General features: G+C 74.1%; 7 protein-coding genes. 2 read left to right on the top strand and 5 right to left on the bottom strand.

Annotated elements, in window-relative coordinates; translation table 11 throughout:
- Positions 1 to 43: 43 nt before the first annotated feature.
- A complete protein-coding gene (locus AC0B61_RS02695) occupies positions 44 to 199 on the bottom strand; it encodes a hypothetical protein (protein WP_471738770.1) in 156 nt (51 codons plus the stop codon).
- On the bottom strand, positions 196 to 381 hold the full coding sequence (locus tag AC0B61_RS02690) for a hypothetical protein (protein ID WP_471738769.1): 186 nt from the start codon (positions 379 to 381) through the stop codon (positions 196 to 198). Before AC0B61_RS02690 ends, AC0B61_RS02695 begins: the two co-directional genes overlap by 4 nt.
- Positions 382 to 491: 110 nt before the next feature.
- Here AC0B61_RS02690 and AC0B61_RS02685 point away from each other — a divergent pair, with 110 nt between their 5' ends.
- Positions 492 to 1,748, top strand: coding sequence for a helix-turn-helix domain-containing protein (locus AC0B61_RS02685; RefSeq protein ID WP_471738768.1), 1,257 nt, complete (start codon positions 492 to 494; stop codon positions 1,746 to 1,748).
- Positions 1,749 to 1,759: 11 nt separating this feature from the next.
- A complete protein-coding gene (locus tag AC0B61_RS02680; protein WP_471738767.1) occupies positions 1,760 to 2,332 on the top strand; it encodes an NUDIX hydrolase in 573 nt (190 codons plus the stop codon).
- Between the two features lie 296 nt (positions 2,333 to 2,628).
- On the opposite strand, the gene AC0B61_RS02675 is transcribed toward AC0B61_RS02680, so the two are convergent.
- From AC0B61_RS02675 to AC0B61_RS02665, 3 genes are read right to left on the bottom strand one after another with little or no spacing between them, the layout of a single operon-like run.
- Complete coding sequence (locus AC0B61_RS02675; RefSeq protein ID WP_471738766.1) at positions 2,629 to 7,368, bottom strand: amino acid adenylation domain-containing protein; 4,740 nt, start codon at positions 7,366 to 7,368, stop codon at positions 2,629 to 2,631.
- Positions 7,369 to 7,420: 52 nt separating this feature from the next.
- Positions 7,421 to 11,548 carry an amino acid adenylation domain-containing protein gene (locus AC0B61_RS02670; RefSeq protein ID WP_471738765.1) on the bottom strand — a complete coding sequence of 1,376 codons (4,128 nt, stop codon included), beginning with the start codon at positions 11,546 to 11,548 and terminating at the stop codon, positions 7,421 to 7,423.
- Positions 11,541 to 12,491: a 3-hydroxyacyl-CoA dehydrogenase family protein gene (locus tag AC0B61_RS02665; protein ID WP_471738764.1), complete on the bottom strand. Its 951-nt coding sequence runs from the start codon at positions 12,489 to 12,491 to the stop codon at positions 11,541 to 11,543. The genes AC0B61_RS02670 and AC0B61_RS02665 overlap by 8 nt, the downstream gene beginning before the upstream one ends.
- Between the last annotated feature and the right edge of the window lie 9 nt (positions 12,492 to 12,500).

Below are 12,500 nucleotides of genomic sequence, written 5' to 3'. Positions count from 1 at the left end.
ACGAACACGCAGATGCCGGCCAGTGATACGGCATAAGTCGCGATCAGTCGACGGGGGTGGCGTACCGGCACCCGACGTGGTCGACGATCCAGTCGTAGATCCCGGTGAGCTGCCCGTCGTACGTGCCGAGGCCGTAGTCGTGGCACTCCCGGCAGACGCCACACACCCGGTCCTCGGCGGGGTCCGGCTGCTCGGTCACTGTTCCTCCTGGGTGCATCCGTTGGCGCAGGCCACGACGGACCAGCCGAGCGGGGCGGATGCCTCGCCGGTCGACGTGTAGTGGTGGCCGGCGGGCTCCAGCTCGTCGGCCTCTCTGCCACAGTGGATGCAGGTCAGCTCGTGGAGCTGGGCGTACGTCGGCGGCTGCTGGTGCGTCGTCACGGGCACAGCATCGGCAGGTACCGGTGGCGCCACCAGGGCCACGGTGAGTACCCACTGTGGAGCCACTGCGACCGATACGCTCCTGGCCCCGACGACTCTGGGAGGCCGCCGTGTCCGTGCCGGAACCGCTGCCCGCACACCTGCTCAGCGACGCGACGTTCGCCGCCGCCTGCGCGGCCCGCCAGATCGGCGCCGTGTTCCAGGCCGTCCGCCGGACCGGTGTCGGCGCCGCGCAGATTGCCCGTCGCACCGGGCTCACGACCAGCCGCGTCACCGAGATCATGACCGGCGGCCGGGCGGTGGAGAGCATGGCCGTCGTCGAGCGGATCGCCGACGGCCTTTGCATCCCCGGTCGCATGCTCGGCCTCGCCGACCGACAGTGGGAGGCGCCGACCCTCCCCATGGGCTACGAGCCGGCCGCCGTCCCCGACACCTGGGAGGTGCTCGACATGCTGACCCGCTCAACAGCCAGCGATGCGACCCTGACCCGCCTGAAGCTGGTAGTCGAAGACATCGCCTTCCGGTACCCGTCCACCCCGCCGGCCGAGTCGATGCAGGCGCTGCATCGGCAGCTGGCTGGTGTGCACGCGATGCTCACACGCCCCCAGGCAGTGGACGCGCGCCGCCGCGGAGTGCGGATACTCGCTGTCGTGTCCGGTCTCCTCGGGCTCGCCAGCCACGACCTCGGCCGGCGTGCTATGGCAGAGGGGTATTTCGAGCTCGGGACAATCGCGGCCACCGAGGGCGAGGCCGACGGCCTGGCCGCATGGGTCCTGACCATGCACTCCATCGCCGAGTACACCGCCGGCCGGAGCACCGCCGCCGCCGACCTCCTGCAGAAGGCCGCTGTCCGGGCCGAGGCCTCGCCGGCGCGACGACGGGCCTGGGTCACGGCCAACCTGGCTCGGGCGCTCGCGGCGCGAGGCGACCGGAAGCCGGCGCGTACAGTCCTAGAAGAGGCCACACGACTACTGGATTCCGCCGCCGACCCCGTGGCCGGTCTCGACTTCTTCACCGCGCCCCGGCTTGACGGCATCGCCGGTGAGACGTACGCCCACCTTGGCGAATACGACGCTGCAGCCGCCCTGCTGGAGACCGCCATCGGCCGCCGCGATGTCGCCGACATCAAGGGGCGGTCGGTGCTCGCGCTCGACCTGGCAGAGGTCCGGCTCAGGCAGGGCGACCTGCACGAGGCGTGCTCCATCGCGCGCGGCGCTCTCGACCTGGCGAGCGCCACCGTGGTGCAGCCCCTCGTCCTGAGGGCCGAGGGGCTGCAGAAGGCCCTCGCACCGTGGGCCCACGAGCGGCCCGTGCTGGAGCTGACCGCGCGCGTGAGAGAGTCGGAAGCGCAACTGGCGCGAGCGTGAGGAGGCCGGCCGTGGAGTGGGAGACGTTCGGACGTCGGCAGGTGTACGGCAGCCCCTGGGTGGAGATTTGGCTGGACGACGTCGAGGTGCCCGGGCTCGGCCGGATCGACCACCACGTGGTCCGCTACCCGAAGGCGTCGACCACCTCCGTCGTGACCAACCACCGTGGAGAGTTCCTCCTCCTCTACCGGCACCGGTTCATCACCGGCCGCTGGGGCTGGGAGGTCCCGGCGGGATGGACCGAGCCCGGCGAAGACCCGGCCGTTGCGATCGCCCGCGAGGTCGAGGAGGAGACCGGGTGGCGCCCCGGCCGCGTCGAGCTGCTGACCGAGTACGACGCCATGGCCGGCATCTCGGACGCGCATTTCCGCTGTTTCCACGTCACTGGGTGCACTCAGGTCGGTGCGCCGGAGGATGTCTCCGAGTCGACCCGCGTGGAGTGGCTGCCGGAGGCCGAGGTGGTCAAGCTCCTGGTGAGCGGGGAAGTTGCGGACGGCCCGTCGCACGCTGCCCTCAGCTTCTTCCTCGGCCCATACCGACTGGCTCAAAGCGATATGAAGTCCCGCGCTCCGAGGACGAGTTGAGCGATTTGACCCCGCTGCGGCGATTCACGGCATCCCGCTAAGCCGGCCACGGTCCGGCGGCGGTGGGATCCGTCGGACCGGGGCGACCGCAGCAGGAAGGGCGACCGTGCAGGCCACCGCAGCCAGTCTGGCCGGCACCGCCTGGTCCGGGATCCGCGCCGAGCACCGCGACCGGAGCTGCTGTCTGAAGTATCGGTCAGCCGCAGCGCGGGTGGCCCTGCCCCTGATCGGCGGTCGGTGGGGGTGATCAGGGGCAGGGCGCGGGCGGGGCCGGGGTACGCGGCGGGGAGTGGCCGTCAGGGCTTCCCGGGCTCGGACAGGTCGATGGCGTGGACCGGGATGTCCGGGGTGGCGGCGGCCGTGCGCAGTAGTCGCGTGAAGCGGGTGCAGAGGGCCTCGACGGTGGAGCGGTCGAACAGCTCGGTCCGGAATTCGACCACGCCGTCGAGGCCGTGGCAGGTGCCGTCGGCATCCCGCCGCTCGAACAGGCCGAAGGTCAGGTCGAACCCGGCGGAACCCGTGTCGACCAGGTCCACCGTCGCGGACGCGCCCGGTAGTTCCAGCCTCTCCGGGAGGGCGGGGGTGAGGACGAGCATCACCTGGAACAGGGCCCGGCCGAACACCGCCCGCCCGCTCGCCGCCCGCCGTGGCCCCTGCGCCTCCACGACCAGGTCGAAGGGCACGTCCTGGTGGGCGAAGGCCGCCAGGTCGGCCTGCGTGACCCGGCCGAGCAGCTCGCGGAACGTCGGCTCTCCGGACGTGTCGGTGCGCAGGACCAGCGTGTTCACGAAGAAGCCGACGAGGCCGTCGAGTTCCGCGTCCGCGCGGTCGGACACCGCGGTGCCGATCGGGAGGTCCGTACCGGCGCCGAGGCGGGTGAGCAGCGCGGCCAACCCGGCGTGCGTCACCAGGAAGAGGCTGGACTGCTCGTCCGCGGCCACCTTCAGGAGCTGCCGGTGGACGTCTGCGGGGACGGTGAAGGCCACCTTGTCGCCCGCGTTGTCGGTCGGGCGCCCGGGCCGCGGCTGCTCCGTGCGGTCGGCGGGTAGCGCGATGCGTTCCGGCAGGTCGGCCAGGGCCGCGTCCCAGTAGGCGAGTTGGCTGCTCCGCAGGGCGCTGGGCTGGTCCTCGGTGCCGAGCAGTCCGCGTTGCCACAGGGTGAAGTCGGCGTACTGGACGGGCAGCGGCGGCCAGTCCGGGGCGTCGCCGTCGAGGCGGGCCCGGTACGCGGTGCCGAGGTCGTCCAGCAGTCGCCGCAGCGAGGCGCGGTCGCAGGCGATGTGGTGGAGCAGCAGGAGCAGCGTCTGCCGGCGCGAGTTCTCGGCGGTCTCGGTGGTCGCGGTGGTGAAGAGGACCGCGCGCAGGGGGAGTTCGCTCTCCAGGTGGAAGGGGCGGCCGGCCGCGGCGCTCAGGGCGTCCGGTAGCCGGTCCGGGGTGACGGGTTCGACCGTGAGTGCCGGGCGCACGGCCGGGGCGGGCAGGATGTGCTGGACCGCCTGGCCGTCCACCTGCCGGACGAGGGTGCGCAGGGTTTCGTGCCGGGCCGTGAGGTCGGCCAGGGCGGCGCGGAGCGAATCCTGGTCCAGCTCGCCGTCCCAGTGCAGCACCAGGGGAACGTTGTAGGAGCTGTCGGGGCCGGCGAGCCGGTGCAGGAACCAGAAGCGCCGTTGGCCGAAGGAGAGCGGGACCGGTTCGGCGCCCCGGTCCGCGGCCAGGGGAAGCCGGGGGACGGGCCGGGGCCCCGATGCCGTCCCCGAGGGCGTGGAGGTGCCGCCCGGACGGTCCGGGTCGCCCAGGTGAGCTGCGAGCCCGGCGACGGTCGGGTGGTCGAAGACGTCCCGGACATCCAGCTCGGCCCGGGCGCCGAGGCCGGCCCGGCGCACCATGGCGACCAGCCGGGTCGCCCGCAGGCTGTCGCCCCCGAGCTCGAAGAAGTCGTCGTCGGCGCCGACGTGCTGCACGGCGAGCAGGGCGGCGTACAGCCCGGCCAGTTCGGCTTCCAGCGGAGTGCCCGGGGCGCGTGACGGCAGGTGCGCGTGGGCGTGGGGGGAAGGGAGCGCCGCCCGGTCCAGTTTCCCGTTGGGGGTGAGCGGCAGCCTTTCGATCGGGACGAACAGGGACGGGACCAGGTGGGCCGGAAGCCGCGCGCGCAGCCATTCCCGCAGTCGGGCGAGCGCCGGCCCGGGATCGTCCGCCGGCTCGGGATCGTCCGCCGTCCCGCAGGTGGGGACGACGTAGGCCACCAACCGTGCGGCCCCGTCGGCTTCCTGGCCGCCGTCGCCGCCGTCCGCCCCGGTGCGGGCCGGATCGTGCGGAACGCCCGGGCTCGCCAGCACGGCGCCGCCTGCCACGCCGGGGGCGGCCAGCAGCGCGGCCTCGACCTCGGCCGGTTCGATCCGGAAGCCGCGGATCTTGACCTGGTCGTCCGCCCTGCCGAGGTACTCCAGTGAGCCGTCCCGGCGGGCGCGGACGAGGTCGCCCGAGCGGTACAGCCGGGATCCCGGGGGGCCGAAGGGGTCGGCCACGAAGCGTTGCGCGGTCAGCGCGGAGCGGTGCAGGTAGCCCCTCGCCACGCCGGCGCCCGCGACGTACAGCTCGCCGGCCACCCCGGGGGGTGCCGGCCGCAGCTGGTTGTCCAGGACGTACAGCCGGGTGCCGGTGAGGGCCTTGCCGATCGGGACGTTCTGCGCCCTGTCGCGGTCGCGGTCGCGGTCGGGGTCGGGGTCGTGGCCCGGGTCGTGGTCCAGGTCGAGCCGGGTCGAGAGGACCGCGGTCTCGGTGATGCCGTACGTGTTGACCAGGACGGGCCCGGATCCCCGGTGCCGTCCGTACCAGGACCGCACGACGGCCGGGGAGAGCGCCTCGCCGCAGAAGATGATCCAGCGCAGGGCCAGTTCCCGCCCTCGCTCCGGCTCCTCGGCGTCGGCCTGGTCCAGCGACCGGAAGGCGGAGGGCGTCTGGTTGAGCACCGTCACCCGCTCCCGCGCCAGCAGGTCGAGGAAGGCGCGGGGGGAGCGGCTCACCTCGCGGGGGACGACCACCAGTCGGCCACCGTGGGCGAGGGCGCCCCACATCTCCCACACGGAGAAGTCGAAGGCGCAGGAGTGGAACATCGTCCAGGTGTCGTCGGGGCCGAAACCGAACTCGGCGGCGCCCTCCTGCAACAGGGCCACCGGCCCGCGGTGCGGGACCACCACGCCCTTGGGGCGGCCGGTGGATCCGGAAGTGTAGATGACGTACGCGGCGTGGTCGGGCGTCAGCGGCCTCGTCCGGTCCGCGTCGGTCGGGTTGGCGGCGCCGTCCGTCGAGCCCGTGGCGTTCGGCGCCGCAGCTTCCGCCAGGTCCGTCTCGGCGAGAACGCAGACCGGCTGGGCGTCGGCGAGGATCCGCTCCGTGTGCTCCGGCGGCCAACCGGTGTCGAGCGGGAGGTAGGCGGCGCCGGTCTTCGACACCGCCAGGATCGCGGTGACCACGTCCTCGGAGCGGGGGAGCAGGACGGCGACGGTGCTTTCGGGCCCTGCGCCGCGCCGGATCAGCGTCCTGGCCAGCCGATTGGCGCGCGCGTTGAGCTCCGCGTAGGTGAGCTGCCGGTCCCCGTGGGCGACCGCCGGGGCGTGCGGAGTACGGGCGGCCCAGTGTTCGAACAGCTCGGGGAGCGTACGGGTCGAGCGGGGTGCGGGGGTGCCGGCGCGCGGTACGAGCAGCCTGCGCTCCTCCGGTGCGAGCAGGTCCAACTCCCTGACGGGGCGGCCTGGTTCGTCGATCAGCTGGTCGAGCAGGCGGAGGCAGCGGTCGGCCTCGGCGGCGACCTCCTCGGGCTCGTACCGCCCGGCCTCGGCATGCACCTCCACCATCAGGCCGGCCCGGCCGCGTTCCGGCCGGATCACGACGGAGAGGTCCTCCACCGCGCCGGTGTTGAGCTGCCGGAGGGTCATCGGCCGCCCGGCGAAGGTGCGGCCGAAGCTGAACGGGACGATGTTCGCGGTCAGTTGGTACGGCGCGTGCGCGGATCCGGTGAAGCCGAGGTCACGGCGGATGTCCTCGTACCGGTAGCGCTGGTGGGCGAGGGCGAGGGTGGTCGCCTCGCCGACGGCGCGGATCAGTTCCGCGGCCGGCCGGCCCAGGTCGACCGGTACCCGCAGCGGGAGCACGTTCGACGCCGCACCGGTCACGGCGCCCGCCGTCTTGGGGGTGCGGCCGGAGACCGGGAAACCCACGACGACCTCGTCGCCTCCGCCGGCGCGGGCGTGGTCCAGCAGGACGGCGGAGGCGGTCGCCAGCACGGTCCACGGGACGTCGAGTGCGCGTGCGCGTGCGCGGAGGGCGGTCACCCGGTCGTCGGGCATCCGGGACGCGCCGCGCACCGGCGCCCCGGTCGTCCGGCCGGGTGCGTCCCGGCCGGGTGCGGCGGGCCGGGCCATGCCCGGCCGGACGGACCCCGGCCAGCCGGACATGTTCGCCGTCCAGAACGTGCGGTCGGCCTCGAAGTCGGGCGTGGCGCGGTAGGCCTGCTCGGCGTCGAACAGGGTCTCCAACGGCATGCTCCGGCCGGGATCAGGGGATTCGCCCCGCTCCAGCGCCGCGTAGACCTCGCCGAGCCGTCGGGCGAACAGCGCCAGGCCGAAGCCGTCCACCACCAGGTGGTGGACGAGCAGGTACCAGCAGACCCGGTCCTCGGCAAGGCGCAGGAACGCGGTCCGGAACGCCGGGCCGTTCGCCAGGTCGAGGGGGCGGGCGATGTCCGCCCGCATCCAGTCCAGTGCGGCGGTCATCGGCGCGGGTTCCCACTGGAGGTCGACGACCGGTACCTGCCAGGAGGGGAGGGAGCCGACCCACTGCCTCGGCTCCCCGGCGGCGGTGACGGCGAACCGGGTCCGGAACGGCTCGGTCTCCGCCACGGCGGCCCGGAAGGCCGTCTCGTACAGCTTCGGATCGAGGTCTCCGGCGATCTCGAACGCACTCGCCAATTGGTACCGGACCGGGGACGCCAGCTGCTGCTCCAACCAGATCCCGTGCTGCATCGTGGTGAGTGGCATCGACGGGTGATCCGACGACTGCCCGTGCTCCGGCGCATTGCTCACGGCGTGTTCACCGACCCTTCTGTGGCGTCTTGGCGGCCCACCGGTCGACGAGGACGCGGGCGACGTCGCCGAGCACGGCAGGGCTTCCCATCTCCTTGTGCGCGCAGTCGACCGGCAGGACGTCCAGCGAGCCCCTGATCAGCGGGCGCCACTGGTCGAGCGCGGTCTCGGGCGCGTGGTCGTGCGCGGTGAACATCACGGTGTTCCCGTCGAACGGGCGAGGCTCGTGCAGGACGGCGATCCGCACGTTGTTGGTGATGACCCGGGCCATCGCGGCGATCCGCCGGTCGTCGAACGAGGCGAGCATCCCGTCCTGCGCCCGGGCGATCTCCAGGAACCGCGGATACGTCAGCGACTCGCCCGCCCACCGGGAGGGGTCGTAGCCGAAGAACTCCAGGAGCAACGGGAGGACGTGCCGGTCGGCGATCGAACCCGGCGCAGCCCCGGCCCCGGCCCCGGCTCCGCCTCCGGCCCCGGCCCCGGCCTTGGCCCAGGCTTCGGCGTCGGCCGGGAGGTCGGCGAGGCCCGCGCCCGAGGGGTGGGCATCGAGGATCGCCAGCGTCTCCACCGACTCGCCGCTCCGCTCCAGCTGCACCGCCATCTCGTGGGCGACCACCCCGCCGAAGGACCAGCCGAGAAGGTGGTAGGGGCCCGTGGGCTGGACGGACCTGACCTGGTCCAGGTAGTCCGCCGCCATCTCCCGGACGGACGTCGGCATGACGCCGCCGCCGTCCAGGCCCCGGGCCTGCAGGCCGTACACCGGCCGATCGGTGCCGAGCGGCGAGGTGAGTGCCGCGTAGCCCCAGGAGAAGCCCGCCGCCGCGTGCACGCAGAACAGCGGCGCCTTGCCGCCCGACTCCCGCAGCGGCAGCAGGACTTCGTTGCCGGTTCCGCCGGACGTCTCCTGGCTGCTCCGCCGCCTGTTGCCCGCGCCGCCGTCGCCTGCCTCGGGCGCCACGGCGGCGGGGTACTTCGTACCGTTCGTCTCGCGCGCGACCCGGGCCAGCGCTGCGACCGTCTTGTGTTCGAGGACGTCCTGCGGCGTGAGGACCAGGCCCACCCGACGCAGTCGGCTCAGCAGCTGGATCGACATGATGCTGTCGCCGCCGAGATCGAAGAAGCCGGCGTCCGTCGCGACGTCGGGGAGCCGGAGCACCTCGCGGAACGCCCGCGCCACGTGCGCCTCCCGCGCTCCGTCGACGGTCGGGGTGTTGGCGGTCGGTGCGTCGGCGGTCGGTGCGTCGGCCTCCAGCGGCCGTAAGCCCGTCGGCCGCTTCGCGCGGTCGAGCTTGCCACTGCCCGTACGCGGCAGCGCGGAGGCGGTCCTCAGGTCGGCCGGGACCAGATGGGCCGGCAGCCGCTCGGCCGCCCAGTCCCGCAGCGCGTGGCGGCCGGGGACGCGGGCCCCCTCCGCGGGCACCAGGTAGGCCACGAGCCAGGGCTCGCCACCCGCCCCCTCCTGCACACCGGCCATGACTTCGGTGACGGCGGGGTGCCGGGCCAACACGGCCTCCACCTCGCCGAGTTCGATGCGGAAGCCGTTGACCTTGACCTGGTCGTCCGTGCGGCCGAGGAAGTCGAGCTGCCCGTCGGGGCGCCGACGGGCCAGGTCACCGGTCCGGTACATCCGCTCGCCGGGCGGCCCGAAGGGATCGGCGACGAAGCGCTCCGCGGTCAGCCCGGGCCGGCGCAGGTACCCCCGGGCGAGGCCGTCGCCCGCCAGGTACAACTCGCCCTGGCGGTCGGTCGCCACCGGGCGGAGGGAGCTGTCAAGCACGTAGGCGCGTACGTGGCGCAGCGGCCCTCCGATGGGCGGTGCGCCCTCCGGCGAAGCACCTTCGCCTGTCGGGGCAGTGGCATCGACGGTGGCCGCGGTGGCGAAGACGGTGGCTTCGGTGGGACCGTACGCGTTGAGCACCCGGGTGCCGGGCATGGTCTCCCGGATCCGCGCGGCGAGGGTCGCGGGGAGCGCCTCACCGGTCATCGAGAGCGTCGTGGCCGACACCTTGAGGCCGCCGGTCTCCATCAGCTTGGAGAACACCGAAGGGATGGCACACATGAGACCGCCCGACCAGCTGGGCGGGTCGCCGTCGAGCAGCGACAGGAGGCTGTCGACCAGCTCGACGCTGCCACCGCCCGCCAGCGCCGGGAAGATCTCGGCCACCGACACGTCGAAGCTGAAGGAGCACGCCGCGAGCACGTGCGCCAACGACTCGGCGCCGAACTCCGCGGCCGCCCAGTCGACCAGCGCGACCACGGCGCGGTGCGGCACCACGACACCTTTGGGCGTGCCGGTGGAGCCCGAGGTGTAGATGACGTACGCGGGATGCGAGGGCCGCAGCGGCTCGGGGCGGTCGGCGTCGGAGAGCGCCGTGGGTGACAGGTGCTCCAACTCCCCGGCGATCGCGGGGTCGTCGATCCGGATGGTGGTGGCCGACCGGCTCGCGAGGCCGGCGGCGTACGGGTCGGTGGCAGCGTCGGTCAGCACGCAGAGGGGTTCCGCGTCCTCGACCATGAAGCGCAGGCGCTCGGCCGGGTAAGCAGGGTCGAGCGGCAGGTACGCGGCGCCGGTCTTGAGCACGGCGAGCATCGCCACGAGTGCTCCGGCGGACCGGGGGAGCAGCAGTCCGATGACCGACTCCGGCCCGGCGCCCCGGTCGAGCAGGAGCCGGGCCAGCCGGTTGGCACGCGCGTGAAGTTCGGCGTACGTGAGCTTGTCGTCGGCGCTGACGGCGGCGACCGCGTCGGGGTGGCTGCGGGCGGCGCTCTCCAGCAGGTCGGTGAGCGTCCGGTGGGGTGCCCCGGAGGCCGTGCGGCTCGTCCGGGAGCGAACGGCCGTCGACTCGGCTGCCGACTCGCCCGCCGACACGTGCGCCGACCCGTCCGCCGCCGACGGGTCGAGGGTGCCCAGCGGGCGCCCCGGGTCGGCCACGGCCAGGGACAGCAGACGCCCGAAACGCCGGGCGTGTGCGTCGAGTTCGGTGGCGCGGTGGCGATCCGCCGCGCCGCTGAAGACGATCCGCAGCCGCTGGTCCGCGGGGTGGTCGTCGATGACGACGCGGATGTCGTGGACCGGTGCGTGGACCGGTTCGGGGACCAGGTCGTGGACCAGCACGGACAGTTCGCCGAACCGTACGTCGGCCCCGGGGGTGCGGATGTCGGCGATCGGCCCGAGCGGCCGGGGCGGGCCGTCCGGCGCCCCGGCCGCGCGGCCCGACTCGCGGTGGGCCGGCCGCTGGTGCCTGGTCGCCTCGCGCGACTCCCGGGCGACGGCCTGGCATAACTCGGCGAAGGTGACGGCGGACCGTACCGTCAGGGGGAGCGGCACGATGGCGTCGCTCGCGTCCGGGACGCGCCTGCTCACCCGGTCCGGCCGGCCGTCCACCGGCATGCCGATCACCACGTCCGTGGCGCCGCTCAGCCGGTGGGTGTAGGCCGCGACGGCGGCGCACAGCACCGCCCGGGCCGGCACGCCCCCGTCGCGGGCGGCGGCCCGGACGCGTTCGGTGTCGGTGGTGCCGAGCGTCACCGGTCGGGAGACCAGCGGTGCCCGCGACCCGTCGGCGCCCCGGGCGGCAGCGCCGGCGTGCCGGGCCGCCGCCGTGGCCGGCCGGGCCCGGGTGGCCAAGGCGCCGTCCGCGGCCGGGCGGCCCTCGGTGAGCGCCGTGTACACCTCGGAGACCCGACGGGTGATCAGCGCACAGCCGAAGCGGTCGACCAGGGCCCGGGGGTGCTGGTGGAACCAGTGGTGGCGGTCCGGGCCGAGCCGCAGCAACGCCTGGGCGGACCAGGGGTGCCCGGCGTCCTCGCCGCCCGGTGCGGGTTCCGCCCCGCGCGCGAGGGCGGCGCGGGTCCACGCGTCGGCCGCGCTCCGCGGGTCCGCCTCCGCGCTCAGGTCCACCACGGGCATCGGCGGGCCGTCCGAGGGCTGCGGGGCGGTGGGGGCGCCCGACTCCTCTCCGGTGCCGCGCACCCGAGGTGCGGTGCTCTCGGCCACGACCTGGGCGACCGCCTCGGCCAGCGCGGCGAGGTCCAGGTCGCCGTGGAGTTCCACGAGCTGGGCGGTGTGGCCGCCGCTGGGCGCGCCGGGTCCGGCGGCGGAGACGTCGGCGGCCGCGCCCTGGCGGTCAGCCATGGTCGGCGCCTCCCCGCGTGACGAGGTGCTGCTGCGGCGCGTACGCGTAGAAGCCGCGGCCCGACTTGCGTCCCACATGGCCTTCGGCGACGAGCCGGGCCAGCAGGGCGCAGGGCCGGAACCGGTCCTCGCCGGTGTGCCGGCGCAGCACCTCCAGCGAGTCGGCGATGGTGTCGAGACCGATGAGGTCGGCGGTGCGCAACGGCCCCATCGGGTGGCCGAAGCAGTCCTGGAATATCCGGTCCACGGTCTCGGCGTCGGCGGTTCCCTCGCCCAGCACGGCGGCCGCCTCGTTGAGCGTCAGCATCAGCACGCGGTTGGTGACGAAGCCGGGGGCGTCGCGCACCACGATGGCGTGCTTTCCCACCCGGGCGAGGAACGCCTCGGTGCGTTCCACGGTGAGACCGCTGGTCAGCGGCGCACAGATCACCTCCACCGCGTCCTTGAGCGGTGCCGGATTCATGAAGTGGGTGCCGATGACCCGGTCGGGCCGGGCAGTGAAGGACCCGAGGCGGCTGACCGGGATGCACGACGTGTTGGACGCGAGGATCGCCTCGGGGCCACAGATCCGGTCCAGCTCGCGCAGGATGCCCTCCTTGGTGTCCTCGTCCTCCCGGGCGCACTCCACCACCAGGAGGGCGGGGGCCAGGTCGGCGAGGTCGGCGGAGAAGGCCACCAGGGACTCGGTGCGGGCTGCGGGTGCGCCCGCCCGCGCCGGCCGGGGCCCCCGGCGCAGCAGCGTGGCCGTCCTGATCCCGGCGCGGAGCCGGGCCGGCCCCGACGCCAGCGCCCCGGGGTCGTTGTCGACGACGACCACGGGGTGGCCGGCCTCGGCGAAGCACTGCGCCACACCGATCCCCATCGTGCCCGCGCCGACGATGCCCACCACCGACCCGGCCGGAACGGTCTGCGCGGTCTGTTGAACGTCTGTCTGTTCGCCCACTGTGGCGGG

Source organism: Kitasatospora sp. NPDC023385 (assembly GCF_055664045.1).
This window is presented reverse-complemented; position numbering and strand designations above follow the sequence as displayed.

What these genes read in the sequence shown, in the direction of transcription:
- AC0B61_RS02675 (WP_471738766.1), bottom strand. Translation starts at nt 7,368, where the DNA reads ATGCCACTCACCACGATGCAGCACGGGATCTGGTTGGAGCAGCAGCTG.
- AC0B61_RS02670 (WP_471738765.1), bottom strand. Translation starts at nt 11,548, where the DNA reads ATGGCTGACCGCCAGGGCGCGGCCGCCGACGTCTCCGCCGCCGGACCC.